The sequence below is a fragment of the Streptococcus sp. 2106 genome (assembly GCF_013277315.1).
In the GTDB taxonomy this organism is placed as follows: domain Bacteria; phylum Bacillota; class Bacilli; order Lactobacillales; family Streptococcaceae; genus Streptococcus; species Streptococcus pseudopneumoniae.
In genome coordinates this window covers 28396-52464 of sequence record NZ_VMMS01000037.1, presented here as the reverse complement: position 1 = coordinate 52464, position 24069 = coordinate 28396, and the positions used below count along the sequence as shown (strand labels likewise).

36 protein-coding genes are annotated in these 24069 nt (G+C 35.9%); 35 read left to right on the top strand and 1 reads right to left on the bottom strand.

Annotation, left to right across the window (positions count from 1 at the left end; genetic code table 11):
- Positions 1–67 precede the first annotated feature (67 nt).
- Complete coding sequence (locus tag HT723_RS04770) at positions 68–1078, bottom strand: YeiH family protein (protein WP_000009158.1); 1011 nt, start codon at positions 1076–1078, stop codon at positions 68–70.
- A 591-nt stretch (positions 1079–1669) separates the two neighbouring features.
- Between HT723_RS04770 and HT723_RS04765 the strand changes: the two genes are divergently transcribed.
- The 35 genes from HT723_RS04765 to HT723_RS04610 all read left to right on the top strand — a co-directional run bounded on the left by HT723_RS04765 (position 1670) and on the right by HT723_RS04610 (position 23866).
- Positions 1670–2839: a pyridoxal phosphate-dependent aminotransferase gene (locus tag HT723_RS04765; protein WP_000366350.1), complete on the top strand. Its 1170-nt coding sequence runs from the start codon at positions 1670–1672 to the stop codon at positions 2837–2839.
- Positions 2836–3606, top strand: coding sequence for a DNA repair protein RecO (gene recO, locus HT723_RS04760; protein WP_172934748.1), 771 nt, complete (start codon positions 2836–2838; stop codon positions 3604–3606). The genes HT723_RS04765 and recO overlap by 4 nt, the downstream gene beginning before the upstream one ends.
- Complete coding sequence (gene plsX / locus HT723_RS04755; protein WP_172934747.1) at positions 3603–4595, top strand: phosphate acyltransferase PlsX; 993 nt, start codon at positions 3603–3605, stop codon at positions 4593–4595. Before recO ends, plsX begins: the two co-directional genes overlap by 4 nt.
- A 5-nt stretch (positions 4596–4600) precedes the next feature.
- A complete protein-coding gene (locus tag HT723_RS04750; RefSeq protein ID WP_023940550.1) occupies positions 4601–4834 on the top strand; it encodes an acyl carrier protein in 234 nt (77 codons plus the stop codon).
- Positions 4835–5006: 172 nt separating this feature from the next.
- Positions 5007–5861 carry a C40 family peptidase gene (locus HT723_RS04745; protein ID WP_240154943.1) on the top strand — a complete coding sequence of 285 codons (855 nt, stop codon included), beginning with the start codon at positions 5007–5009 and terminating at the stop codon, positions 5859–5861.
- Positions 5862–5973: 112 nt separating this feature from the next.
- Positions 5974–7143 (top strand): N-acetylmuramoyl-L-alanine amidase family protein, encoded by a 1170-nt coding sequence (locus HT723_RS04740; protein ID WP_172934746.1) that lies wholly within the window; start codon positions 5974–5976, stop codon positions 7141–7143.
- 152 nt (positions 7144–7295) lie between these two features.
- Entirely contained in the window at positions 7296–7442 is a 147-nt protein-coding gene (locus HT723_RS04735) for a smi_0057.1 family bacteriocin-like peptide (protein WP_050207639.1), read from the top strand.
- A 564-nt stretch (positions 7443–8006) separates the two neighbouring features.
- The gene (locus tag HT723_RS11540; RefSeq protein ID WP_007285090.1) at positions 8007–8822 is read left to right on the top strand and encodes a GHKL domain-containing protein; all 816 of its coding nucleotides are present in this window, start codon (positions 8007–8009) and stop codon (positions 8820–8822) included.
- Positions 8819–9550 carry a response regulator transcription factor gene (locus tag HT723_RS04725; protein ID WP_001221866.1) on the top strand — a complete coding sequence of 244 codons (732 nt, stop codon included), beginning with the start codon at positions 8819–8821 and terminating at the stop codon, positions 9548–9550. Before HT723_RS11540 ends, HT723_RS04725 begins: the two co-directional genes overlap by 4 nt.
- 369 nt (positions 9551–9919) lie before the next feature.
- Complete coding sequence (locus tag HT723_RS04720; protein ID WP_000658221.1) at positions 9920–10048, top strand: smi_0059.1 family bacteriocin-like peptide; 129 nt, start codon at positions 9920–9922, stop codon at positions 10046–10048.
- An 11-nt stretch (positions 10049–10059) separates the two neighbouring features.
- Complete coding sequence (locus tag HT723_RS04715) at positions 10060–10200, top strand: hypothetical protein (RefSeq protein ID WP_001004581.1); 141 nt, start codon at positions 10060–10062, stop codon at positions 10198–10200.
- Between the two features lie 110 nt (positions 10201–10310).
- Complete coding sequence (locus tag HT723_RS04710; protein WP_000435077.1) at positions 10311–10493, top strand: class IIb bacteriocin, lactobin A/cerein 7B family; 183 nt, start codon at positions 10311–10313, stop codon at positions 10491–10493.
- Positions 10494–10512: 19 nt separating this feature from the next.
- Entirely contained in the window at positions 10513–10704 is a 192-nt protein-coding gene (locus HT723_RS04705; protein WP_000439598.1) for a hypothetical protein, read from the top strand.
- Between the two features lie 29 nt (positions 10705–10733).
- The gene (locus HT723_RS04700) at positions 10734–10934 is read left to right on the top strand and encodes an SPPN_00645 family bacteriocin-like peptide (protein ID WP_001055966.1); all 201 of its coding nucleotides are present in this window, start codon (positions 10734–10736) and stop codon (positions 10932–10934) included.
- A 192-nt stretch (positions 10935–11126) separates the two neighbouring features.
- Positions 11127–11357: a bacteriocin-like peptide BlpU gene (gene blpU, locus HT723_RS04695; protein ID WP_001093485.1), complete on the top strand. Its 231-nt coding sequence runs from the start codon at positions 11127–11129 to the stop codon at positions 11355–11357.
- Between the two features lie 2 nt (positions 11358–11359).
- Entirely contained in the window at positions 11360–11485 is a 126-nt protein-coding gene (locus HT723_RS11900; protein ID WP_007284823.1) for a PncF family bacteriocin immunity protein, read from the top strand.
- A 606-nt stretch (positions 11486–12091) separates the two neighbouring features.
- Entirely contained in the window at positions 12092–12679 is a 588-nt protein-coding gene (locus tag HT723_RS04690) for a recombinase family protein (protein ID WP_100104700.1), read from the top strand.
- 198 nt (positions 12680–12877) lie between these two features.
- Entirely contained in the window at positions 12878–14113 is a 1236-nt protein-coding gene (locus tag HT723_RS04685; protein ID WP_119942187.1) for a CAP domain-containing protein, read from the top strand.
- Between the two features lie 46 nt (positions 14114–14159).
- Positions 14160–15560 carry an N-acetylmuramoyl-L-alanine amidase family protein gene (locus HT723_RS04680; protein ID WP_172934744.1) on the top strand — a complete coding sequence of 467 codons (1401 nt, stop codon included), beginning with the start codon at positions 14160–14162 and terminating at the stop codon, positions 15558–15560.
- 29 nt (positions 15561–15589) lie between these two features.
- Positions 15590–16636, top strand: a complete 1047-nt coding sequence (locus tag HT723_RS04675; RefSeq protein WP_172934743.1) for a DUF6287 domain-containing protein — start codon at positions 15590–15592, stop codon at positions 16634–16636.
- Positions 16637–17128: 492 nt separating this feature from the next.
- The gene (locus HT723_RS04670) at positions 17129–17257 is read left to right on the top strand and encodes a smi_0059.1 family bacteriocin-like peptide (protein WP_000658224.1); all 129 of its coding nucleotides are present in this window, start codon (positions 17129–17131) and stop codon (positions 17255–17257) included.
- An 11-nt stretch (positions 17258–17268) separates the two neighbouring features.
- Positions 17269–17424: a hypothetical protein gene (locus tag HT723_RS04665; protein ID WP_001004584.1), complete on the top strand. Its 156-nt coding sequence runs from the start codon at positions 17269–17271 to the stop codon at positions 17422–17424.
- 34 nt (positions 17425–17458) lie between these two features.
- Positions 17459–17653, top strand: a complete 195-nt coding sequence (locus HT723_RS04660) for a class IIb bacteriocin, lactobin A/cerein 7B family (protein WP_000180815.1) — start codon at positions 17459–17461, stop codon at positions 17651–17653.
- A 27-nt stretch (positions 17654–17680) separates the two neighbouring features.
- Positions 17681–17881, top strand: a complete 201-nt coding sequence (locus HT723_RS04655; RefSeq protein WP_000478865.1) for a hypothetical protein — start codon at positions 17681–17683, stop codon at positions 17879–17881.
- Between the two features lie 8 nt (positions 17882–17889).
- Positions 17890–18057: a class IIb bacteriocin, lactobin A/cerein 7B family gene (locus HT723_RS04650; RefSeq protein ID WP_001047582.1), complete on the top strand. Its 168-nt coding sequence runs from the start codon at positions 17890–17892 to the stop codon at positions 18055–18057.
- 3 nt (positions 18058–18060) lie between these two features.
- A complete protein-coding gene (locus HT723_RS11535) occupies positions 18061–18276 on the top strand; it encodes a bacteriocin immunity protein (protein WP_078929797.1) in 216 nt (71 codons plus the stop codon).
- An 80-nt stretch (positions 18277–18356) separates the two neighbouring features.
- Positions 18357–18536, top strand: a complete 180-nt coding sequence (locus HT723_RS04645) for a hypothetical protein (RefSeq protein WP_023940560.1) — start codon at positions 18357–18359, stop codon at positions 18534–18536.
- A gap of 77 nt (positions 18537–18613) precedes the next feature.
- Entirely contained in the window at positions 18614–18820 is a 207-nt protein-coding gene (locus HT723_RS04640; protein WP_023938646.1) for a hypothetical protein, read from the top strand.
- Positions 18821–19231: 411 nt separating this feature from the next.
- The gene (locus HT723_RS11530; protein WP_000757185.1) at positions 19232–19426 is read left to right on the top strand and encodes a hypothetical protein; all 195 of its coding nucleotides are present in this window, start codon (positions 19232–19234) and stop codon (positions 19424–19426) included.
- Between the two features lie 20 nt (positions 19427–19446).
- Positions 19447–20340 carry an XRE family transcriptional regulator gene (locus tag HT723_RS04635; protein WP_138706030.1) on the top strand — a complete coding sequence of 298 codons (894 nt, stop codon included), beginning with the start codon at positions 19447–19449 and terminating at the stop codon, positions 20338–20340.
- A gap of 542 nt (positions 20341–20882) precedes the next feature.
- Positions 20883–21179, top strand: a complete 297-nt coding sequence (locus HT723_RS04630; RefSeq protein WP_000837727.1) for an uberolysin/carnocyclin family circular bacteriocin — start codon at positions 20883–20885, stop codon at positions 21177–21179.
- Positions 21180–21185: 6 nt separating this feature from the next.
- Positions 21186–22322, top strand: coding sequence for a hypothetical protein (locus HT723_RS04625; protein ID WP_000698831.1), 1137 nt, complete (start codon positions 21186–21188; stop codon positions 22320–22322).
- Positions 22319–22801 carry a stage II sporulation protein M gene (locus HT723_RS04620; RefSeq protein ID WP_001232096.1) on the top strand — a complete coding sequence of 161 codons (483 nt, stop codon included), beginning with the start codon at positions 22319–22321 and terminating at the stop codon, positions 22799–22801. The genes HT723_RS04625 and HT723_RS04620 overlap by 4 nt, the downstream gene beginning before the upstream one ends.
- Positions 22798–23394 carry an ATP-binding cassette domain-containing protein gene (locus HT723_RS04615; RefSeq protein WP_172934742.1) on the top strand — a complete coding sequence of 199 codons (597 nt, stop codon included), beginning with the start codon at positions 22798–22800 and terminating at the stop codon, positions 23392–23394. Before HT723_RS04620 ends, HT723_RS04615 begins: the two co-directional genes overlap by 4 nt.
- On the top strand, positions 23375–23866 hold the full coding sequence (locus tag HT723_RS04610) for a hypothetical protein (protein ID WP_000671992.1): 492 nt from the start codon (positions 23375–23377) through the stop codon (positions 23864–23866). Before HT723_RS04615 ends, HT723_RS04610 begins: the two co-directional genes overlap by 20 nt.
- The last annotated feature ends 203 nt before the right edge of the window (positions 23867–24069 follow it).

Below are 24069 nucleotides of genomic sequence, written 5' to 3'. Positions count from 1 at the left end.
CGAAGTCAGTAACATATACCTACGGCAAGGCGACGTTGACGTGGTTTGAAGAGATTTTCGAAGAGTATTAGAAAATGCCGATAAGGGTCTGCATACCAAGAGTGGTGAGGATGATGGCAATCCAGCAGATGGCTCCAAGAAGAATGGATTTTCCACTGGATTTGACCATAGCGACCAGATTGGTTTTGAGACCGATAGCACTCATGGCCATGACAATGAGGAATTTAGAGAGTTGTTTGAGAGGGGTAAAGAAACTACTAGACACACCGAGAGAGGTCAGAAGGGTGGTTAGGAGCGATGCAAGGATAAAGTAAAGGATAAAAAGTGGGAAGACTTTTTTCAGTTGTAGGCTTTGCTTGTTTTCTTGTTGGCGACTTTGCCAGTAGGATAGAAAGAGCGTGATAGGGATAATGGCCAAAGTACGTGTGAGTTTAACAATGGTTGCAGACTCGAGGGTATTGCTTTGGTAAAGACTGTCCCAAGCGCTGGCGGCAGCCGTTACAGAGGAAGTGTCGTTGACCGCAGTCCCTGCAAAGAGGGCGAAGCCTTCATTGGATAGATGAAGCCAGGTGCCGAGGGTTGGAAAGATGAGCGCAGCCAAGACATTGAAGAAAAAGATAACGGAAATGGCTTGGGCTACTTCCTTTTCCTTAGCATCAATAACGGGCGCTGTCGCTGCAATGGCAGAACCCCCACAGATAGAAGAACCTACTCCAACCAAGGTAGCCAGTTTTGTATCCAGTGCAAAGAAACGCTGGAAGAGGTAGGCAATAATCAGAGCTATTGAGATAGTGGACAGGATGACAGGGAGTGAAGATTGGCCAACTGCGAAGACCTGCGAGATATTGAGACCAAAACCAAGCAAGACAACGGCATATTGGAGCAACTTCTTGGAACTAAAGGTCAAACCAGCATCCAGTTGTTTATAGGACGAGAGAAAGGGATGTAGGAGCATGCCTATGAAAATGGCAAAAACGGGCGCGCCAATCACAGGGAAGAATCCTCCTAAGTACCAAGATACGATAGAAATGAGAAGGCAGGCCAAGATACCTGCTCCATTTTTTGATAGAAATGACATAAAAACCTCCAAATAAAATCTATTACCATTATAGACCTATAAACAGGAAAAGTAAAATAGAAAGTGGAGCCAACAATTATTTGACAAGTAGTGCTAATTATGTAACAATAATCTTACAAGAACTGTAACGAAGTCTTGGCAAAAACAAAAATACCAGAGCTCCACCTCTGGTATTTCTTTTTGTCCAGTTACATTAAAACTAAACTCAGGTTATATTTTTTTGTCGCGCTTATCTAACCACTTTCTGACTATCCACTCAGAAATGACATTACCGGTAATAGTAATCAGTAATGGTGCTAGAATAGTTGTAACGAAGATTATCAAAACCTCAATACTCTTCGAAAATCTCTTCAAACCACGCCAACGTCGCCTTGCCGTATATATGNNGATTTTCATTGAGTATTAGTTATGCTTTCACCTCGATTCCTAGTCTCATGAGATTTTCATTGAGTATTCTCAAAACATAGTGTTGTAATCAATTTAAATTAACCTACTTCAATTTGTCATGCTAGCGTTATTCTATCATGTATTTTTGCGGTCGGGGGTTTTTTGTAGTATAATAGAGATACGTTTTGAAAGTAGGAGATATCTATGGATTTAACTAAGCGCTTTAATAAACAGTTAGATAAGATTCAAGTTTCGTTGATTCGTCAGTTTGACCAGGCTATTTCTGAGATTCCTGGGGTTTTGCGTTTGACCTTGGGGGAACCTGATTTTACAACGCCAGACCATGTCAAGGAGGCGGCCAAGCGAGCGATTGATCAGAACCAATCCTACTATACAGGGATGAGTGGTCTGCTGACTCTACGTCAGGCGGCCAGTGACTTTGTTAAGGAAAAGTACCAACTGGACTATGCTCCTGAGAATGAAATCTTGGTTACAATTGGGGCGACAGAGGCTTTATCTGCGACTTTGACAGCTATTTTGGAAGAGGGAGACAAGGTGCTCTTGCCAGCTCCTGCCTATCCAGGTTATGAACCGATTGTCAATCTAGTTGGGGCAGAGATTGTCGAGATTGACACAACTGAAAATGGTTTTGTCTTGACTCCTGAGATGTTGGAAAAGGCCATTTTGGAGCAGGGAGACAAGCTCAAGGCGGTTATTCTCAACTATCCAGCTAATCCGACAGGAATTACCTATAGTCGGGAGCAGTTGGAGGCCTTGGCAGACGTTTTACGCAAGTACGAAATTTTCGTTGTCTGTGATGAGGTTTACTCAGAATTGACCTATACAGGCGAAGCCCATGTGTCTCTAGGGACTATGTTGAGAGACCAGGCTATTATTATCAATGGTCTATCTAAATCGCATGCTATGACCGGTTGGCGTTTGGGACTAATTTTCGCTCCTGCGGCCTTCACAGCTCAGTTAATCAAGAGTCACCAGTACTTGGTGACTGCCGCAAATACCATGGCGCAACACGCTGCGGTGGAGGCCTTGACGGCTGGTAAAAACGATGCGGAGCCTATGAAGAAGGAATATATCCAGCGTCGTGATTATATTATCGAGAAAATGACTGCTCTTGGTTTTGAGATTATCAAACCAGACGGTGCCTTCTATATCTTTGCTAAGATTCCAGCTGGTTACAACCAAGACTCCTTTGCCTTTCTAAAGGATTTTGCTCAGAAGAAGGCTGTTGCCTTTATCCCTGGTGCTGCCTTTGGGTGTTATGGAGAAGGTTATGTTCGCCTGTCTTATGCAGCCAGCATGGAGACTATCAAAGAAGCCATGAAACGACTTGAGGAGTATATGAGAGAAGCATGATTCAGTCTATCACGAGTCAAGGCTTGGTGCTCTACAATCGCAATTTTCGGGAGGATGATAAGCTAGTCAAGATTTTTACAGAGCAGGCTGGTAAGCGCATGTTTTTCGTCAAACACGCTGGCCAGTCTAAGCTGGCGCCTGTTATTCAGCCCTTGGTGCTGGCTCGATTTCTCTTACGAATCAATGATGACGGACTCAGTTACATCGAAGACTATCATGAGGTCATGACTTTTCCCAAGATTAATAGTGACCTCTTTGTCATGGCCTATGCGACCTATGTGGCAGCTCTTGCAGATGCTAGTTTGCAGGACAATCAGCAGGATGCTCCCTTGTTTGCTTTTTTGCAAAAGACTTTGGAGTTGATGGAAGCAGGCTTGGATTATCAGGTTTTGACCAATATTTTTGAAATTCAAATTTTGACTCGATTTGGAATCAGCCTCAATTTTAATGAGTGTGTCTTCTGCCATCGGGTTGGTCAGGCTTTTGACTTTTCTTTCAAATATGGAGCCTGCCTCTGTCCAGAGCATTATCATGAGGATAAGAGACGTTGTCATCTCAATCCCAATATCCCCTATTTGCTCAATCAATTTCAAGCCATTGATTTTGAGACTTTGGAGACCATTTCGCTCAAGCCCGAAATCAAGCAAGAGTTACGCCAATTTATGGATCAACTCTACGAAGAGTACGTTGGGATTCACCTAAAATCAAAGAAATTTATTGATTCCCTAGCAGACTGGGGACAATTACTAAAAGAGGAAAAGAAATGAAAAAAATCGCAGTAGATGCTATGGGGGGCGATTACGCACCTCAGGCCATCGTTGAGGGTGTCAATCAAGCCCTAGCTGACTTTTCAGATATCGAAGTTCAACTTTACGGAGATGAAGCTAAAGTCAAGCAATATCTGACAGCGACAGAGCGCGTCAGCATTATCCATACGGATGAAAAGATTGATTCAGACGATGAACCTACGAGAGCTATTCGGAAGAAGAAAAATGCCAGTATGGTCTTGGCAGCCAAGGCTATCAAAGAGGGTGAAGCAGACGCTGTTCTCTCAGCTGGGAATACAGGTGCTTTGTTGGCGGCTGGATTCTTCATCGTGGGTCGTATCAAGAATATCGATCGACCTGGACTCATGTCTACCTTACCGACTGTAGATGGGAGAGGTTTTGACATGCTTGACCTCGGTGCTAATGCGGAAAATACAGCCCAGCACCTCCATCAATACGCGGTTCTAGGTTCCTTCTATGCTAAAAATGTTCGTGGCATTGAGCAACCACGTGTTGGTTTGCTCAACAACGGAACAGAGAGTAGTAAGGGCGACCCGCTTCGTAAGGAAACTTACGAATTACTGGCGGCTGATGAAAGTTTGAACTTTATCGGAAACGTGGAAGCGCGTGATTTGATGAATGGCGTTGCGGATGTTATTGTGGCAGATGGTTTCACGGGAAACGCTGTGCTTAAATCCATCGAAGGGACAGCCATGGGAATTATGGGCTTGCTCAAGACAGCTATTACAGGTGGTGGTCTTCGAGCGAAACTAGGCGCCCTCCTTCTTAAGGACAGCCTCAGAGGTTTGAAAAAACAGCTCAACTACTCAGATGTTGGTGGAGCGGTCTTGTTTGGTGTTAAGGCACCGGTTGTCAAGACTCATGGCTCAAGCGATGCCAAGGCTGTTTATAGTACAATTCGTCAGATTCGTACCATGCTAGAAACAGGCGTAGTTGCTCAGACTGCGCGTGAATTTTCAGGAGAATAAAAGAGATGACAGAAAAAGAAATTTTTGACCGTGTTGTGACCATTATCCAAGAGCGACAGGGAGAGGACTTTGTCGTGACAGAATCCTTGAGTCTGAAAGACGACTTGGATGCTGACTCAGTTGACTTGATGGAGTTTATCTTGACTCTGGAGGATGAATTTAATATCGAAATCAGCGATGAGGAAATTGACCAACTCCAAAGTGTAGGAGATGTGGTTAAAATCATTCAAGCAAAATAAAGATAAGAAGTTCCAAGGCATTTGCTTTGGAATTTTTTATTTGGTTCAAATGACCGTTTAGGAACAGATTTAGTCTTTCTAGGGACAGTAGAAATCTGAGGACAAATAAGGGATATAATAGAGTCAGAAAAAATCAATCTCCAAAAAGGAGAAAAAAGAAAGGATTTTTATGATGAAAAAATATCTTTATTCTAGTTTGTTAGTTCTTGCAGGAGGCGTTCTCCTAGCAAATACTACGGTAGCCTATGCTGATTCCCCATCAGCAAGTGAGAAAGAAGCGATTGCTCAATTAGTTAATCAAGGCAAGATAAAAGCTGAAGAAGCTGATCAAGTAAAATTGATTGGTTTTGAAGATAAAGAAACTCAAGCAGAGGGCAATCAAGAGAAGAAAGCTTTCAATCAATATCGTGATCCGAAAGGAACATGGATGCAAACCAATGGTAAATGGTGGTTTAAATACGGTTCAGGTGGGTATGCTAAAAATTGGGAACAATTAGATGGTAAGTGGTACTATTTTGATGACCAAGGATGGATGAAAGAAAATACTTGGATTCAACCTGATGGTAATTATTACTACTTATCTGCTAGTGGTGCTATGGTCACTGGTTATCAACGTGTGAATGGTACACCATACTTCTTCAGAGCTAGTGGTGTATGGGTAGAAAATCGTGGACAGGCACTTGGTGAATATGCCGAGACATTTGTAGGGAAAATCCCATATGTTTGGGGTGGGGCAGATTTGAATAGTGGCGTAGATTGCTCAGGATTTACGATGGCTATTCATGCTAAGTTTGATATTAGTATTCCTAGAGTAACCTATGGTCAAGCGACAGGAGGAAGCTATGTAAGTAATGGCTCACAACTTCCTGGAGATTTAATATTGTACAATGGCGACCAAGGTTCAAATCAACATGTGGGTATTTATGTTGGTGGTGGCAAGGTAGTTCATGCTCCAGATAGAGGTCAAGATGTTTCTTATATGAATCAATATGGAATGGATCAAAATACAATTCGTAGATATTGGTAATATTGTCTAATTTTTCACAATATTATTGACTTTGACAATGAAAAGTATTAAAATATAGCTAAATAAAGAGGGGAAGCCCTCTTATAGCTATTCAATAAAGGAGGAAATGGCTATGAAAAAATCTAAATTACTTACTCTTGGTTTGCTTGCAGGTGCTGGCTTACTTTTGTCTATCAACCAAGCACAGGCTGCAGATAATTGGGTTAAAAATGGTGCTGACTGGAATCTTTCTCAAGATGGCAGTCTAGCTAAGGATAAATGGGTACAAAATGCTGGGTCATGGTATCACTTCGACATCACTGGTAAAATGCAGACAGGTTGGCTAAAAGACGGTAACACTTGGTATTCGCTCGCAGATAGTGGCGCTATGCGTACTGGCTGGTACAAGGAAGGTAGCACATGGTATTCACTAGCAGATAGTGGCGCCATGCGTACAGGTTGGTACAAAGAAGGGTCTACATGGTACTATCTTCATTTTAGTGGTTCTATGATGACAGGTTGGGAGTTCATAGATGGTAAATGGTCTTACTTTGAAAAATCAGGTGCTATGGTTGCAGATAGAGCTGTTCCAGCCAGTGATGGGGAAAGTTATGTCATTGGTAAGGATGGCTATCTAGCAAATAGAAAAGATGCTGGATACAGTATTCATGATATTGTCAAACTTGGAGATGGGCAAGAATATTTGCTAAATGCTAAAGGTGACGATGTTATTATTGAAAAAAATGCTTGGTATATCAGACCAGAGTTCAAGAAGTTTTCTAATAAATATGGAGATGAGGTTGCAAATACTACCTTAGCTTTAGTGGATAATAAAGAAGAAGGACAAGAAATTGATCCTAAGGCAGTTGTACAGAACTTCCAAAACTTACCAAATCGCTACTACTTTGATGAAAATGGGCATCGTGTGGTTAATATCCCAGCAATGACAACCTATTCAGAGATTAAAAAAGTTGGCAATGATATCTATTTAGAACATCCAGGTGCACGACTTCGTCTTGGAGCTACCCACTTTACAATCAATAACAATAAACTATACTATTTAGAAAATGAGCAAGGTAAGCTCAAAACAGGTTACTTTGTATTGATTGATGATGGTATGGCTACAACCCACTATCACATCCTAGCCTATGCGGATCAATCTGGTGAAATTCTTAAGATGAAACGCTTGCCATCAGGAGTTTCAGATTATCTGGATAAAGAAATCGATGGTTTATATGGTGAAAAAATTAAAATTGAATCTCCACACTCAAACGAATATTATAAAGTGGTTGTGGTTAAATAAAAATAACATCTTCACAACTAATCGTTAACGCTCTAACCAATATACCATTTTCAGGAGGCTTTAGATTTCTTGTATTTTAAAAGGAAACTAAAGCCTTTTGTAGATGGAGCAGGGGATAGAGTTATCTATAAAATAATGAAAAGGAGTCTGTCATGGAAATGAAAAATACATTTGTAGAATTGGAACAATTTGAAGAGTTAACCTCAGAGGTATTGGAGGAAGTGAATGGTGGAGGGATTTTTGAAGATGCCGTAAAATGGTGCGATAAGTTATTTAGTACGGGTAGACACTTTGCTTAAATTCACAGTATTCGTTAGAGATTAGATTTATTTATGATTATTTTAGAATTCTTAGTTTCTGTGCTATATATACTGTTGGTAGTCGTTTCAACCATGGTTCCTACTATTTATTTGGGTGCTCAAATTTCCCCAGAATTTTATAAAAAACGTTATTGGGTTCTTGTATTTTTAATTAGTTTATCTGCTCGTCAAACATTTGGAGAATTATTTCATATAGGAATCATTCTCTTCTTTTACTGTATTTTTTTACTAGTATTGCACAAGGGAAAAGGGGAAGCTTTTTTTCTTTCTCTGTATCTTTTTCTCTTCTTTCAAAGTATTCGTTATTTATTTTTGACAATTTGGATTCGTGTATTATCTGGTGAGCCTTGTTGTTTTGTAGATTCGTTTTCCACTTTATATAGATCTGTATTTGATTTATTATCAATATTGCTATGTTCTACAATTATGAAACGTTGTTCTTTGGATTTGGATTTATTCTTTTCAGATGCTTTCAAAACCCACTATTATAAGAGTTTTTTCATTATCCTACCTCTGACTGGATTTAGGATATTCTCTTCGTTTATGACCAATAGAAATAGTTCGTTCTACGTTCGTTTTGATACGACCATTTCTCTCCTGATTTTCATTCTCTTTTTCTCTTGGCTCTTTTACATCAAGCATTTGGAGCAGGTTTATCGTGATGAGCAGACCATTCAGAGACAGGAAGATGAAAATCGTTCCTTGCAAGGAATGGTGGATAAGTTGGGACATCTCTATGATGAGGTTCGAGGTTTCCGTCATGATTTTGCGGGAATTGTCGCCAGCATGGAGCCTGCCATAGCAAATCAAGACATGGCTGAGGTATCTACCATTTATCAAGATGTCTTTCTAAAGACTAATGAAAAGCTGAGGAAGGCGGATTACACGGCCTTTAATCTTCACAATATCCATGATATAGCTATTCGCAATACCTTGGCAAAAGCCATGATTGTGGCAGATAAGCAGGGAATTCATTTTAGTTTGGAGACGGTGGGGGTTGTCGAAGAGCTGGCATTGCCTATGTTGGAGGCTATCCGTATCCTCTCTATCCTCACGACAAATGCTTTAGAAGCAGCCAGTGAGGCTGAAAATCCGCAGATTCGGGTTGCTTTATTGGCAGGTGATAGGAGTGTCCGTTTTATCATTGAAAACACTCGTAAGAAAGAAGAACTGAATCCCAGTATTCTCAGTCAAAAGGGTTACTCTACCAAGGATAACCACAGTGGACTGGGCTTGGCAACCTTGGAGGACATGGTTTTTCATTATGATTTAAACTTAGATACCCAGCTAGGAGAGACGACTTTTAGACAAGATTTAGAATTGCCATTTAAGGATGAGAAACGAGGGGGAGAGGAATGAGAATTTTAGTTTTGGAAGACGATAGAGTCCAGCAAGGACGGATAGAGCAGACTTTACTAGATATCGGTCGCTCTCGCAATTTAAGATTGGAAATTGATATTGCCAAAAACTATGGGGATGTTGAAAAGTATTCTCAGTATTTTGACCATTACCAGCTCTATTTATTAGATTTAGAGATTGATGGAGAGCGTGAACGGGGCTTTCAGGTTGCTCAACAGGTTCGGGAGCGGGATCCTTTTACAAGCATTGTCTTTGTGTCCACGCACTCGGAGGCCTTACCTCTAGCTTTTCGCTACCACTTGTCTGCCTTGGATTTTATTTCCAAGGATCAGCCAGAGGCGGACTACTGTCATCAGCTGGAGCGCTGTCTGGACTATGTACTGGCAGTAGATAAGAGGGAAAATATGCGTCTCTTTACCTATAGTTTTGAGGGAAGACGGGGCTTCACTCTGCCCTACCATGAAATTTTAGCCTTTGAAACTTCAGTGGAATCCCATCGTATCAAGGTCTATTATGCCAATCATTCTATCAAGACCATTTATGGCAGTCTCAAGGATATCGCTGCCAAGGCTGAAAAAGATTACTTTGTCTATGCCAATCGCAATACGTTAGTCAGTTTACAGGCTATTGAAGAGATGACTGCCACAGAAGTGACCTTGTTAGAAGGCTTGCATTTCCCCGTATCACGAACAGCCAGAAGAACCCTTAAAAAATATCTTAATGTCTAATATCTGTTAGATTTGAATGAGTTTATCAATAAGAATATCGGAAAATTTTCTGATATTCTTATTTTTTGACTTCTTTTTCGAATAGATAAGTAAGAGGAAAAGAAAAGGAGTTTGCTTCATGTATCTACCGATTTTCTATTCATGGTATATTAAATTATTTTTCAAATAAAATTTAATTTAGTTGTACATTTTCGAAATTTTTTTCGAATAGATAAGTAAGAGGAAAAAGAAAGGAGTTTGCTTTATGTATCTACCAATTTTCTATTCATGGTTCATTAAATTATTTTTTAAATAAAATTTAATTTAGTTGTACATTTTTGAAATTTTTTTCGAATAGATAAGTGAGAAGAAAAAGAAAGGAATAAAATAATGAAAGAACATTATTACGGATTTGTTGAGCTAACTTCGGAAGAATTGACCGATATTCAAGGTGGAGAAAATTGGACGAAGACCCTTGTAGATTGGTACATTGGATTTCGTAGAGGTTTTGGTTTTTAGGAGGATAAGAGATGAATGAAATGAATGATAAGTATACTATTGAAGTATTAAAGGAAAGCGACTTAGCCTTGCTGGTGGGTGGTAGTGAGGCAAGTTACCAACATGGTTTAATGGTGGGGTTCATTTTACGTCGTGCGTTATTTGGATTCTAAGATAATATTTAGAGAGTGAAGCTTACCTACAACAATGAACAGAATATATGAAAAAGGAAATACAAATAACTACCTTTTTCAATTGTTAAGAATCAAAAAAGGAGAATAAGATGGAACAAATTAAAAATATGGAAAATAATTTTCATGTAATGAGTCATGAGGAATTGGCCGATGTAGAAGGAGGCTTGCTATTTGGTCTGGTAGTAGTTGGAGGAGTCGCAATTGCAGGAACATTTTTATTGGGTGCGGTAGATGGTGCTTCAGGAGCACATGCTAAGCGTCGTGGACGTTAACAGGGAAGGAAGAGCGCTGATGGAACGCATAATAGAAAGTTGGATTACTAGGGTAGAGAATTTTTACAGTTTGCAGTCAATTCCTGTGAAAGTATTCATTTTCATAGTTGGAGTAGTTGGGATTTATGCTTTAGGGACATTACTTTTAGGACCGGTTTATTGGGCGGGGCAGAAGTTTGGCGAAACAATTTACAATTATTTGTTTCAATAAAAAATTATAGATAAAGAGGAACAGACATAATGAATATGATAAAAATTGAAGAAAAATTTACAAGTCTTACAGAAAAAGATTTGGCAACAGTAGAGGGTGGTCGAGTGTCATGGAGAGGTAATATTAACATCGATGTCCACAAAGTGATTGATAGTACGGGAAGATTTTTCGGTGGTATCTATAATGCTGGTAGATCATTTGGGCGAAATGTTTACAATGCATTTTATTAATATAGTTTATTAAAATGAATATCATATATTATATTTTTGAATTCGTTTTCGAATAGATAAATAAGAGGAATACAGGGAATGATTATTTCAGTAATTCAAGATTTGGATGAAACAATTTAATAAACACTGCTATACCAAACTTGTCAAGTTTGCAACAAGACAAGCATTAAAATAAAAAAGGAGGCATTCGTTATGAATACAAAAACGATGTCACAATTTGAAATTATGGATACTGAGATACTTGCTTGCCTTGAAGGTGGCGGATGCAATTGGGGAGATTTTGCCAAAGCAGGTGTTGGAGGAGGAGCAGCACGAGGTCTTCAGCTAGGAATTAAAACAGGAACATGGCAAGGTGCAGCAACTGGTGCTGCGGGAGGAGCTATATTTGGAGGTGTGGCCTATGCAGCGACATGTTGGTGGTAATTATGGATTTTAAAAGTTTTATTATTGGTTTAGTAGTTGGTATATTTGGTCCCTATATGGATGATCTAATTAGAAAAAAATTTTTAAAGTCTTCGGAGAAGAAAACAGAAAAATTTGTCAAAAAATAATCAAAACGATAAATGATGAATCTGATTCAAAATTATCTTGCACATGTAAAGAGGACCATCTCTCCTCTTATCAGGTAAATAGGAATCTTGCAGTAGCGAATCAAAAAAGGAGTAACTATGAATCGTAATTTAGAACGGTGTTATCTATTCTGACTATGAATAGATCATACCAGAGGTGGCTTATAAATAGCGGGGACATTAGAAATTGAAGTAACTTTAAATAGGATGTCGTAAATGTTGCTATCAATGATTTATTTGTCCCAAGCTTGCCTAGGGTGTCAGTAAAAAATCAATTTCCTTTCAAAATAGCATATTTTTAGTAGGTAGGACGTTTGTTCTGCCTATTTTTTGCTAAAAAGTGCAGTTGAAGTGTCTATTTGCATCATTTGGAGTTTTACATGTATTTTTGATAAAAAATAGGTATAGAAATTAGGAAAGTTGAAGAAAAGGAATGAAGGAGGTCTTAGTTTGTGATTTTTTACATACTTTTAAGGCTTGATGAACCAGTTTGAACTAATATATAATTGCTAGAAATTGAATACACTACTCCTTGAGGGCATTTTGCCCTTTTTTATATTTTACAATAAGTGTAAAAGGAGAGTTTTTATGCGTTACGGTTATGTTCGAGTATCTACAAGAGAACAAAATATTGATAGGCAATTTTCAGCATTGGTAGAAAACAAATTATCAAAAGAGAATATTTTTATTGATTACGTTTCAGGAAAAGATTTTGACAGAATGGAATATCAAAAATTATTAACTACCTTGAAAGAAAATGATGAATTGGTTATTAAATCAATTGATAGGTTGGGAAGAAACTATGATGAAATTTTAGAACAATGGCAATCGATTACTAAGAAAAAGAAAGTAAATATAACTGTTTTAGATTTCCCCTTATTAAATACAAAGAATAGCAATGATAATATCACAGGAAAACTAATCTCCGATATCGTTTTACAAGTCCTATCTTATGTGGCACAGTTTGAAAGAGAACAAATCAAACAAAGACAAATGGAAGGAATACGGGAAGCACAGAAAAAAGGGAAGAAATTCGGTAGACCAAAATTGGTTGTCCCGAATAATTTCCCTGATGTGATAGCTCAATATAAGAAAAAAGAAATAACCTTACGAGAAGGTGCAGACATCTTAGGAGTATCAAAAAGCACCTTTCATAATTGGATAAAAAATTCATAGTTCCTGTCAAAAAACCTAGGATTTTTTGACAGGAAATACACTCTATTCTAGAGCCGTTTTCGTTAGAAAAAAAGGTTCTAAAATCAAGCATTTTGACCGATTATTATTACACTTCCATTTTATCAAGTTTGTCCAAAAAAGTCTAGGTTTTAGGACAAACTGATTACTTTACAATAAATAAAAATAGGGGGACACGAAATGGACACCAAAGCTAAAAAGTTCACACTTGCAACGATTTCAGCTCTATCACTTCTTGGGGTAGGAATTGTTACATCACAATCAGTAGCTGCTAATGATAGGCTGGTTTCCACTCAAGCAATCAATGGTCAATCCTACAATATCTTAAACTCTGAGGTTACTAGTACTTCTTCTGGTACTACTCTGGTTGGGATTGAAGGGACTTTCTTAACGCCAGATAAACAGGCTATCTTAGACCGTATCAATGCCATTCGAAAAGAGGCAGCAGACGAAGGTCTAGTTACTAGCTATGTTCCTATCAAATGGTCAACTGCGCTAGAAAAAACAGCCTTCGTTCGGGCAGCAGAAGCTTCTGTAACTAGGCATCATAAACGTTTATCTAATAAAGATATTTGGAGTGCCTGGCCTTCAGGGAATTTTTCACTAGCCGAAAACTTAGCTTGGAACTATGATGGATTTATGATAGCTATTAATCAATGGTATGAGGAAAAAGCAGATTACGTCAAATCTCGTAGTGGGGCAAGTGTATCTGGTCAAACTGGACACTACGAATCCTTAATCAATCCAGAATTGACCTATATGGGTTTGGCAGCCTTTGAAAACCCTGTCACTCAAAATGGATGGATTACCATTGCACAAAGTTTCGGAACAGCATCTGGTGGCTCTGAAGAATTAGCTGGTGGTTATGGAAAGGCCATTCAATATACAGAAGCAAATTCTTCTCAGATTCAAACATTTGCGACTAAGGCGAATCTTTTTGACAAAGACTTGAAGGCAATCGGAACTCATACCAGTAAGAAAACAAAACAAGGTAAGTCTAACGGGACTAATAAACCAGGTTTCTTTTTTCAAATGCAAGATATTGGTAGGGGTATGGGTTTTTGGCAACAATCGGGCTCTCGTTGGTGGTTTATGCAACTTGATGGGTCTTACCCTTACAATCAGTGGGCAAAATTAGATAATATCTGGTATCACTTCGATAGTTCAGGCTGGATGCAGACAGGTTGGTTGAAAGACGGTAAGGCTTGGTACTATCTCGACGGTTCAGGCGCTATGAAGACTGGTTGGCTCAAAGATAACGGTAGCTGGTACTATCTCGACGGTTCAGGTGCAATGAAAACTGGCTGGATGAAAGTATCTGGTAAATGGTACTATGCCTATAGCTCTGGTGCCCTCGCACTCAATACGACGACCCCTGATGGCTACCGTGTCAATTACAACGGTGAATGGGTATAGGATAAGATTATAAAAAATAGATAAAAAGAAAAGGAATACAAAAATTATGAAAAAAATCGTTTTAACGACTACAGCAGTTTTATCACTTGTAGCAACAGGAGCTACAATTTCAAGTGTCAATGCTGCAGACATTCCAATGGTCAAAGTATGGTCTCCAGCAGCCAATGCTTATGTTGAAGTCCCTGCTATTGGTTATCGTGATACAGATTTAGTCGCAACAGATGTGACGCTTGTAGAAAAAAGAAAAGCACAACTCGGAGCATTTTCTAAAGGTAATAGTGAATTTATAACGGTTGATTATGTAGACAAAGCTTATAGACAAGAATTTTCTAAGCAATTTGCAAGTTTTGAATCCAATGATATCGCCACATTCAACGGTAAAACAATTGTCTTTAAAGCAACAGACTATGGTATCTATACCATGAAGTTTGAGCTAAATGGTACTCGCTATAAGTTAACTGCTGATGTCAGAGAAAATCTGGGAAAAGGTGGTCCTTTTTACACTTATGTAACCAAACTAGAAGTCTTATCAAATAATCAAGCAAATACTATCTCGAATACGAGTACTGAAAAACAAATAGAAGCAACAATTACAAAGGTTGAAATTCATCATTTTGGATTTAATTTTGAAGGTGTACTCTCAGAGCCACTACAACACGGAGGAGATAATGCAGCTAGAGGAAATGTTACTCTAATTGATAAGGCTACCGGAAAGATTGTGTGCCAACATAATAATGATGTCATCTTTAGTGGTCTAACTAATGACGTCAACGACCAATTTCTTTTGCCTTTAATTTATAGTAATAAATTTAAAGGGGATGTTTTCGATATCAGACAGTTTCCTGCCGGAACATACATCTTGGAGATGTCTGGAGAAGCTGGCTCTCCGCACGATCACTCAGTTGATAATAGAAAACGTGTCTTTAAAGTTAGAAAAGAGGTGACTATCGGAAATCCTTCAACAAATTCAAATACTAACACCACAACTCAATCAGGTTCGAATCCATCTAGCTCGTCAACTTCTACAAGTTCGTCATCTGGAAACTATTCTAACACGGATACAACCATGACGACCCATCAGTCTAAATCTACTTGGATGTATTCGAATGGTCGCTGGTGGTATAAACACGAAGATGGCACTTATACAACTAATGACTGGGAAAAAATCAATGGTGTTTGGTATCGTTTTGATAACTCTGGTTGGATGCAAACTGGCTGGGTAAAAGACAACGGCACGTGGTACTATCTCGACGGCTCAGGTGCGATGAAGACAGGTTGGGTCAAAGATAACGGTAGCTGGTACTACCTTCAAGATTCAGGAGCTATGAAAACAGGCTGGATGAAAGTATCTGGCAAATGGTACTATGCCTATAGCTCTGGTGCACTCGCAATCAATACAACTACACCTGACGGTTATCGTGTCAATTACAACGGTGAGTGGGTATAAAAACAATTTCAAATTGTAAGATTAAACATATGAAAAAATTATTTCTATTCAGTATCAGTATTTTAGCTATCTCCATTTTAACAGCTTGCCAACCTCAGAGTAAAAACACTTCCTCAGAAAGTTCTGAAACAACTACTTCTAGTAGCAGTTCGCCTACTTCCACATCAGAAGAGAAGAAAAATGATTACACCCTATATAATCCTGTCCTTAAAGAATATGCCAAAGTATTAGATGATTCATCAGATTCACCTAAAGAGCTCAATTCAAAAGCAAACTTAAAAAATACTTATCCTAAAGAATACTCTGGACTACAATACAGCTTGTATGATTTAGACCAAAATGGTACGGACGAACTTTTGGTTGCCCTTAAAACGGATTCTAACTATTACGATTTATTAGATATTCGAACTCTTAAAAATGACGAAGTTATTCGACTGACCAATGCAGAAAACAATCTGGACTTTATTGGAGAGCGAGTACATTTTAATCCTTTAGAAAATGGCTATTTCCAATTATCTACCCGAGTATCTATTAATCAAATCCAACTTAAACTATACAAGTTCAATCAGGATGGAACACGATTAGACTTAGTTATCGAATCAGATACAGAAGAGGGAATGGGCACAAAACCACCTTCCCTTGACATAAGATCTTTCTCTTGGAAATCTGTCACAAGTCTCATAAGTGAAGAATCTTCCTTTCCGTCAGAAAGTAAAGGGATGGATATTTCTGCAATTCAAAATGGAGATTTTTCTAGTGTCGCAGGCACTTGGAGGAATCGTTCAGGTATTGAATTTACTTTCGACAAAAATGGTTTAGTAAGTGATAAGTCCAAAATTTCAATTGAACATGCTAAAGAAATTGACCACTATCTTAAGGCAAATTCTGTTTCTAAAGATGGAGGTGCTGGTGCAGCTATTGCCTTTTTACCGGCAGGAATCCCTATAACCATGTCTGTCACCTCTTCTTCAGATAATGGCTATACTGACTCGTCTGATATTACACAAGACCGCTTATGGTTTGGACACCAACTTATCAATGGTAGTACCGAGGGATTTTTTTACAAGGTAGAATAGTTTTAATAGACTTACAAATTTATCAATAAGAATGTCGGAAAATTTTCTGATATTCTTATTTTTTTGGATTCTTTCTCGAATAGATAAGTAAGAGGAAAAGGAAAGGAGCCTAGTTCATGTTTATATCAATGTTCTACCCATGGTTCACTGAGTTATTTTTTAAATAAATTTAATTTAGTTGTACATTTTTGAATTGTTTTTCGAATAGATAAGTAAGAGGAAAAGAAAAGGAGTTTGCTTCATGTATCTACCGATTTTCTATTCATGGTATATTAAATTATTTTTCAAATAAAATTTAATTTAGTTGTACATTTTCGAAATTTTTTTCGAATAGATAAGTAAGAGGAAAAAGAAAGGAGTTTGCTTTATGTATCTGCCAATTTTCTATTCATGGTTCATTAAATTATTTTTTAAATAAAATTTAATTTAGTTGTACATTTTTGAAATTTTTTTCGAATAGATAAGTGAGAAGAAAAAGAAAGGAATAAAATAATGAAAGAACATTATTACGGATTTGTTGAGCTAACTTCGGAAGAATTGACCGATATTCAAGGTGGAGAAAGTTGGGTGAAGACCCTTGCAGATTGGTACATTGGATTTCGTAGAGGTTTTGGTTTTTAGGAGGATAAGAGATGAATGAAATGAATGATAAGTATACTATTGAAGTATTAAAGGAGAGCGACTTAGCTTTGCTGGTGGGTGGTAGCAAGGAAAGTTATCAACGGGGTCTAATTACAGGTCTATTGTTACGCGGTATATTTATTGGAACCCCATTTTTTAGAAGATAAGATTTAGAAAAAATAGAACAAGAGGAGAAAAAAGATGACAAATTTTGACAAAATGGAACAGAACTTTGTAGCTCTTACAGAAGAAGAGTTGATGGATGTGGATGGGGGAGCATTGCCTCTTGTAATCGCCGGAGTGTCTATCTGGAAGATAGGTGCAGCAGTAGCAGGTGGAGCAGCAGCGCTTTTTGCTGGAGGAGCAGCTTTGGGGTATTATGCGAATAGACCATAATCTGATTGTAGTCAGAGAGGCATTTCTATGTTTTTAAAAAAAGAAGTGATATTATTAGGGGTATTGTTATCGCTACGTATTATTTTTACTATCGTTCAAATTTTAATTGATTATAAAATATTATCTGGACAGTATAGTATAAATTTTATGGATATTTCAGAAGTATTTACTTATCCAATACTCATTTTAATCATTTACATAGCAATAAAATATAATACAAAGGAGTAATGACGAATATGAACTTAGAACAATTTTATCAATTATCTGACGATGAATTAGTGGGAACAAAAGGTGGTTTTGGTCTTGCGGAAGCAGTTGGGATTGCAGGAGTACTGAATGCTGCTGTACAAATTTTTAATGCTGGTTACAAATTTGGTTCAGATTTTGCTCGTCGTGGGCGTTAGATAATGAACAGTCGCAACCTTAATCTCAATACATTGTTACCTAAACTAGCCACGATATGTCCTTTGTTGGGAATAACTCTTAATGTCGCGCTTCATGTGATTCGTACAGGTTCGTTAGTATCCTTTAATTGGCAATGGACTTTAGTTGGTTTGCTTTTCTCAGGATATTTTGGTATTTTTCGCAAAGATTTGTCAAAAAATAATCAAAACTATAAATGAAGAACATGAATCAAAAGGATTTTGTGTATATGAATGGTAACGTTTTTCCGCCATTCTTGTCAGGCAAATAGGAGTCTTCTATGAAAACATTTTTATTAGGCTTTGCTGAGAGTTATTTTACCGTATCGCTCATAATCTACATCGCAACGTATTTGATTTTGAGAAATCCAATCAATACCCTATTTTATCCAGAAATTTACCCTGTTTTATTTGGGCTCTTTTATCTAGGATATAAGGTCAATAAAAAGCGAGTAGAGTAAACAGTTAAGAATGACTTGTTAGTCTGCGCTAAAATGGCTAGGCTAGAATCTAGGAATGCATCACATTGGAGTTTAATATGAAATTTATTAAATCAATACTGAAAGTTTGGCCTGAAATTATGGTATTACTTAGTTCAATGTCTTATATCATCATCAGATTAGTAGCTGACATGAATAAAGTATCTTTACTTACTTGGTTTGATAGTTTCAATATACCAACGATTGCATTATTTATGATGGTCTTCATTCTTTTATACAGAAGTAAAGAAAAAAAGAATGGATAAATTTGAGGTAGTAGACGCTCTATAGGGAATAGGTGTCTTATAGTAACGAATCAAAAAAAGGAGTAACTATGAATCGTAATTTAGAACGGTGTTATCTATTCTGACTAGGAATAGATTATACCAGAGGTGGCTTAGAAATAGCAGAGACATTAAAAATTGAAGTAACTTTAAATAGGATGTCGTAAAGGTTACTATCAATGATTTATTTGTCCCAAGCTTGCCTAGGGTGTCAGAAAAAAATCATTTTCCTTTCAATAGCATATTTTTAGTAGGTAGGACGTTTGTTCTGCCTATTTTTTGCCAAAAAGTTCAGTTGAGGTGTTTATTTATATCGTTTGAAGTTTATTTGTATTGTTGTTCGTACTTTTTTGATAAAATAGTTATAGAAATTAGGAGAGTTGAAGAAAAGAAATGAAGAAGGTTTTAAGATATTTTTTAGTATTTGTTTTTCTATTTTTGATGAATATTTTCATCTTTAAGATACTAGCAACTCTGGGATTTCAGCTGACAATGAGTGAAAAGAGTTATATTGTACCACCGCTGTTTTCGATTATCGTTTTGTACATGATTGACAAAAGAATTAGGAAGAAAAAGAAATCTTTGTAATCAACTTAAGGAGTATTACTATGGATGAGTTGAAACGTGAAATTGGTTATAAAATCAAAACTATTAGGCGATCTTGTGGAAAAACTCAGATAGATATTTGTGGTGATGAATCAGAGTTGACGATTCGTCAGCTAGCACGTATTGAAAATGGGCAAGCTTTAGCAACACTTCCTAAATTATTATTGATTGCGGATAAACTTGGAGTATCATTACAGAATATTGTGGATGTTAAGGTTATAGAGATTCCAAAAGGATTCCTAAAACTCAAAGATGAGCTGATTCATTCTCAAACCTACGCTGATAAGGGAAGAATCGAACGAAAAGAAGCTATACTTGAGGAAATATATGAAAACTATTATGAGAATTTGCCTGAGGAAGAGCAGTTAATTGTGGATGTGACACAAGCTCGTTTTGATATTTATGGTAGTTCAGATGTGACCTACGGTTTAGGGTTAGTGGAAGAATATTTCCAGCAGTTATTAAAAAAGAAATATTTTTCTGTAAATGATTTGTTGATTATTGAATTGTATTTCTTTTGTTGTGCTATGGGATTAAAAGATAAAGAACATTTTGAGGAGTTAGCTCAAAAAGTATTGCTATGTTCAGAATATGAAGATAAGGCTAGCCTAGCTCAGATGGAAAAAGTTCTTCTGAGCCTATTTATCCAAATTCAGACAGAAGATAGTCTGATATATATTCAAACATTTGAGAAAATTATTGCTAAAACAAGACATGTTTTTTACCGACCTCATCTATTTTTGCTAAAGGCAAAATATGCTTTATTTGTAGACAAGAATATTTTAGAGGCAGAAAGTTTCTATGAAAAGGCAATTTCTCTAGCAGAATTGCTAGATGATCAGATATTAGTTCAGAGAATCTTAGAAGAAAAACAAATAGATTTCCCAACAACCTGACTTCTAAGTCATGTTGTTTTTTTCATGTTTTTGTTATACTAAGTCTATAAAGAAAACGCTCTCAAAAAGAAAGGAGGTTTATTATGGTTGGAACGTTATTTGTCCCTTTAAGTATAAGAGTTTGGTTCTATCTATAATATCAGGTAGAGATTAATGGAATAAAGTATTCTTATATTGGATTAAAGGAATGTTTTAATAGGTTTCCTACATTAGTATAGAGGATGAAACTCAATTTTCAATGATATAAAAGAGTGATTTGGAGATTGTGAGGGTTGAGTATGTTTATTTATGATGTAGGAAGTGTAAACTAAAAAGGAGGTAGTAATCGTATAAAAGTTAAATAGACATTATCTTTTATTGAGTCTTAGTGATATAAAAGTAATTTGATAATCTAGGAAAATGTAGTAGTAATTTATTTATTATAGATATGTTAATAAAAGTAGTATAAAATATAGACGAACATTTGAAGAGAGTTAGGAATACAACATGTGCGAATTAACTCTCAATAAAACATACATAATATACAAAAGGAGTACACTAAAATGAAATCTAAAAGAATGGAATTTCATAATAAATTTCTCATTGTTTCAGCAATGTTAGCAGTCATTAGTTGGTTAAGCTTAGGTGTTGTTTCTTTTCCTATGTTGGCTGGGACATTAGGAATTTCGACAAAAGCTGCTGCTACTGTAGTCAATTTGATTAGTGCTTATAGTACAGTTACAGCAGTAATTTCAATTGTAGGTGCAATCACAGGAGTAGGTTCTATTGGTTCGGGTATTGCAGCAACAGTTCTTTATATATTGAAAAAGAAGAGTGCTGCTCAAGCAGCTCTATGGTAGAACTAGATGAAAATACTTTCTAAAAAAGAATGTGAAAGTATTTTAGGTTATCTTAATTTTATTGGGATAACCCTTTTGTTTTTTGTTATCATAAGTTTGTCAATCTATTTTAAAAGCTATCTTCCTTTTCAAGGGAAATTATTTTTACTTTTTTTGGTAGTAGATTACGCTACTTTGAATCGTTATAATATGAAACTGCCTATCCAAAGTAAAAAAATAAATACTTTCTATATAAGGAAAAACTATATTTTTCTCTATCTTCTTGCCATTGTCAAGAAATATTATTCTTTCCAAATTTTACAATCATTCATTTATTTATTTATTTTGTATTTTCTAGATATTATTGGATATTTTTATTTATACATTACTCTTTGTTTGATAGTTATTCAAATTATTTCTTTAATTCTACCTAGTTTGTTTTCAATTATAAGTAAATTGTTCTTATTTTTATCTATAGGACTATTGTCTATAGAACAAGGACAAGTTGTAATTTATGTCATACTACTCAATTATTTTATTTTAGTCATGGGAATATTAGATAATCATGCGAGTAATTTCTATTTTAAAAGCAGTCGAATGAGCCAAAAAAGATTTCGTAGCAGTCTATTTATATTGCTTCGTTTTTGTTGGTTAAATAAAGGGTTAACTTTTTCTTTTATTTTGATTAGTATTCTTCTTTCCTATCTATTTTGGTATATGATGACGATGTTATCAATTGATGGTACAAAAATACCAATATTGTTTCTTTATACCTCAATATATATCACATTAATGGAGGCAATAATAGGGAATCATAAATCCTCAATTGGGGTAGATCTAGCTTTACTTCAATTATCTGCTCTTAATCATTCTAAAATGAATTTCTTTTTTAAGAATGCACAACTAATGATGTTGACGCATTTAATCTCTTTCTTACAATTTTCATTGTTGTTATGTTTGATTCCGGTGACAAGTTATAGTAATGATATAAAAAGTATTTTGTTGAATTTGTTATTGATTCCATTCAATTATTTTATAGCCTATGTCTATTATAAGAAAGCTCTATTTTTAATTAAAGGTACAGTTAGTTTATTGAGATGGAGTTTTCTGGTTTTATATTGTTTTCTGATATTATTTGTAACTTTAGTAGGGGGCATTAGATGAGAAAAAGTGGTTTTCTGATTTACTATGTGTTATTTTGTACGGTCTGTTTTTCACTAGGTTTACTTTTAAGCTTTATATTAAAAAGTGAGACTTTTGCTACTATACCTCCGAAACTGGAATTACAATTTACATTGACAGTTTTACAGGCAAATTCTACAAATTTTTTGCTATATCTATTCTGTTTTCCGATTTCGCCCTTATTGCAACTTTTTGATTTGCTATCTTTAGGAATACAATTGGGTATATCTGGTCAGATGATTGGAATAGTAGCTACAATAAAAGGAATATTACCTCATGGTCTTATTGAAATACCGAATTTTATTTGGTATCAAGGTATGAGTCAGTATCTTTTATACCGATTATTGAAGGATAGGGGAATTGAAAATATACTTATTTATATAAAAAGTAATTTAAAATGGTATATCATTTCTTATATTTTATTAATTTTAGCAGCGTTGATAGAGGGAATTAAATTATGAAAATTGAAAATGAATCCAAAAGTTATGATAAATGTATACTGAAAAATATATCACTCGAGATTGATAAAGGAATTTACAGAGTTGAAGGAGAGAATGGTTCAGGAAAGAGCACCCTTCTACAACTTTTAGCTGGGCTAGAGACTTTTGATAGTGGTTTAAAGAATTGTGTCTCCAAAGATGTACTATACCTTGATACCAATCAGCTTGGGGTTATTCCATTTACTATAGAAGAAAATTTACAGTTATTGTGTGATTCTTTTCAAATTCATCTATCATTTGAGGATAAAGAACAAATTAATACTTTTTTTGATAACAAAATCGGAGATAACTATATGATAGCCTCTACTGGAACAAAATTCAAATTAGGCTTATCCTTAATTTTTGCTAAAAATTGGGATTATATTTTTATTGATGAGACCTTATCAACAGTGGATGCAAGAAGTATTGATATGATTGCTAAACGCTTAATTTCCATGAAAGAAGGCTCTACTGTTATATATGTATCTCATAATTTATTGCATCAAGAATTGATTAGCAAATCTCAAAGGATTTTAATAGAGGAAGGACGGGTTTATGAAATTTCAAACAAATAATAGTTTATACAAGTTAATGAATCTGATTATTTATCTTTTTCTTTTATATCTGTTTATTGATTTACTGATGAAGTCGGGAATTTTAAATGAACAAATTGATAAATTATCTGAACTATCTAATCTTTTTACAATTAAAATAGAAACAATATTGACAGTGATTTCTGTTGTTTTCACATTTATAGCAACTCTTATTGAATATGGATTTTCTCTCTTTCTGATTACATTATTTTTTGATAAGGATAAGAGGAACTTTGGAGATGTTCTTTTATCTAAAAATATAACCTTAAGTTTTAGCATTTTACTTTGTTACTTATTTAATCCATCGGATATAAAGTTTGCTTATTTCAGCATATTGACAGTATTACTAATTGGGATAACAAATTATGCGAGATTTAAAAATTTAAGATTGACAGTAGTATTTTCTGTACCATTTTTATTTAATGCTATAGTGTCTATTATAAATAGTTTTTAGAAATACTAAAATTTCTTTTCTTTACTTAATAATGACACGAAATCATTTCGGTTTTATTAACTTGGAATTCTTATATTTTCTAGGTAGAACGTTTGTTCTGCCTATTTTTTTATCTAAAAAGTGCAGTTGGGAGGTAGATAGGCACATTTGGGAAGGAAGTCCAGTTTTTGTTTGGGGATTAGGGTAAGATAGTTGTTATCAGA

Excerpts from the sequence above, each read along its gene's own strand:
- HT723_RS04770 (WP_000009158.1), bottom strand. The coding sequence starts at position 1,078 with ATGTCATTTCTATCAAAAAATGGAGCAGGTATCTTGGCCTGCCTTCTC.
- HT723_RS04765 (WP_000366350.1), top strand. The coding sequence starts at position 1,670 with ATGGATTTAACTAAGCGCTTTAATAAACAGTTAGATAAGATTCAAGTT.
- recO (WP_172934748.1), top strand. The coding sequence starts at position 2,836 with ATGATTCAGTCTATCACGAGTCAAGGCTTGGTGCTCTACAATCGCAAT.
- plsX (WP_172934747.1), top strand. The coding sequence starts at position 3,603 with ATGAAAAAAATCGCAGTAGATGCTATGGGGGGCGATTACGCACCTCAG.
- HT723_RS04750 (WP_023940550.1), top strand. The coding sequence starts at position 4,601 with ATGACAGAAAAAGAAATTTTTGACCGTGTTGTGACCATTATCCAAGAG.
- HT723_RS04745 (WP_240154943.1), top strand. The coding sequence starts at position 5,007 with ATGAAAAAATATCTTTATTCTAGTTTGTTAGTTCTTGCAGGAGGCGTT.
- HT723_RS04740 (WP_172934746.1), top strand. The coding sequence starts at position 5,974 with ATGAAAAAATCTAAATTACTTACTCTTGGTTTGCTTGCAGGTGCTGGC.
- HT723_RS04735 (WP_050207639.1), top strand. The coding sequence starts at position 7,296 with ATGGAAATGAAAAATACATTTGTAGAATTGGAACAATTTGAAGAGTTA.
- HT723_RS11540 (WP_007285090.1), top strand. The coding sequence starts at position 8,007 with ATGACCAATAGAAATAGTTCGTTCTACGTTCGTTTTGATACGACCATT.
- HT723_RS04725 (WP_001221866.1), top strand. The coding sequence starts at position 8,819 with ATGAGAATTTTAGTTTTGGAAGACGATAGAGTCCAGCAAGGACGGATA.
- HT723_RS04720 (WP_000658221.1), top strand. The coding sequence starts at position 9,920 with ATGAAAGAACATTATTACGGATTTGTTGAGCTAACTTCGGAAGAATTG.
- HT723_RS04715 (WP_001004581.1), top strand. The coding sequence starts at position 10,060 with ATGAATGAAATGAATGATAAGTATACTATTGAAGTATTAAAGGAAAGC.
- HT723_RS04710 (WP_000435077.1), top strand. The coding sequence starts at position 10,311 with ATGGAACAAATTAAAAATATGGAAAATAATTTTCATGTAATGAGTCAT.
- HT723_RS04705 (WP_000439598.1), top strand. The coding sequence starts at position 10,513 with ATGGAACGCATAATAGAAAGTTGGATTACTAGGGTAGAGAATTTTTAC.
- HT723_RS04700 (WP_001055966.1), top strand. The coding sequence starts at position 10,734 with ATGAATATGATAAAAATTGAAGAAAAATTTACAAGTCTTACAGAAAAA.
- blpU (WP_001093485.1), top strand. The coding sequence starts at position 11,127 with ATGAATACAAAAACGATGTCACAATTTGAAATTATGGATACTGAGATA.
- HT723_RS11900 (WP_007284823.1), top strand. The coding sequence starts at position 11,360 with ATGGATTTTAAAAGTTTTATTATTGGTTTAGTAGTTGGTATATTTGGT.
- HT723_RS04690 (WP_100104700.1), top strand. The coding sequence starts at position 12,092 with ATGCGTTACGGTTATGTTCGAGTATCTACAAGAGAACAAAATATTGAT.
- HT723_RS04685 (WP_119942187.1), top strand. The coding sequence starts at position 12,878 with ATGGACACCAAAGCTAAAAAGTTCACACTTGCAACGATTTCAGCTCTA.
- HT723_RS04680 (WP_172934744.1), top strand. The coding sequence starts at position 14,160 with ATGAAAAAAATCGTTTTAACGACTACAGCAGTTTTATCACTTGTAGCA.
- HT723_RS04675 (WP_172934743.1), top strand. The coding sequence starts at position 15,590 with ATGAAAAAATTATTTCTATTCAGTATCAGTATTTTAGCTATCTCCATT.
- HT723_RS04670 (WP_000658224.1), top strand. The coding sequence starts at position 17,129 with ATGAAAGAACATTATTACGGATTTGTTGAGCTAACTTCGGAAGAATTG.
- HT723_RS04665 (WP_001004584.1), top strand. The coding sequence starts at position 17,269 with ATGAATGAAATGAATGATAAGTATACTATTGAAGTATTAAAGGAGAGC.
- HT723_RS04660 (WP_000180815.1), top strand. The coding sequence starts at position 17,459 with ATGACAAATTTTGACAAAATGGAACAGAACTTTGTAGCTCTTACAGAA.
- HT723_RS04655 (WP_000478865.1), top strand. The coding sequence starts at position 17,681 with ATGTTTTTAAAAAAAGAAGTGATATTATTAGGGGTATTGTTATCGCTA.
- HT723_RS04650 (WP_001047582.1), top strand. The coding sequence starts at position 17,890 with ATGAACTTAGAACAATTTTATCAATTATCTGACGATGAATTAGTGGGA.
- HT723_RS11535 (WP_078929797.1), top strand. The coding sequence starts at position 18,061 with ATGAACAGTCGCAACCTTAATCTCAATACATTGTTACCTAAACTAGCC.
- HT723_RS04645 (WP_023940560.1), top strand. The coding sequence starts at position 18,357 with ATGAAAACATTTTTATTAGGCTTTGCTGAGAGTTATTTTACCGTATCG.
- HT723_RS04640 (WP_023938646.1), top strand. The coding sequence starts at position 18,614 with ATGAAATTTATTAAATCAATACTGAAAGTTTGGCCTGAAATTATGGTA.
- HT723_RS11530 (WP_000757185.1), top strand. The coding sequence starts at position 19,232 with ATGAAGAAGGTTTTAAGATATTTTTTAGTATTTGTTTTTCTATTTTTG.
- HT723_RS04635 (WP_138706030.1), top strand. The coding sequence starts at position 19,447 with ATGGATGAGTTGAAACGTGAAATTGGTTATAAAATCAAAACTATTAGG.
- HT723_RS04630 (WP_000837727.1), top strand. The coding sequence starts at position 20,883 with ATGAAATCTAAAAGAATGGAATTTCATAATAAATTTCTCATTGTTTCA.
- HT723_RS04625 (WP_000698831.1), top strand. The coding sequence starts at position 21,186 with ATGAAAATACTTTCTAAAAAAGAATGTGAAAGTATTTTAGGTTATCTT.
- HT723_RS04620 (WP_001232096.1), top strand. The coding sequence starts at position 22,319 with ATGAGAAAAAGTGGTTTTCTGATTTACTATGTGTTATTTTGTACGGTC.
- HT723_RS04615 (WP_172934742.1), top strand. The coding sequence starts at position 22,798 with ATGAAAATTGAAAATGAATCCAAAAGTTATGATAAATGTATACTGAAA.
- HT723_RS04610 (WP_000671992.1), top strand. The coding sequence starts at position 23,375 with ATGAAATTTCAAACAAATAATAGTTTATACAAGTTAATGAATCTGATT.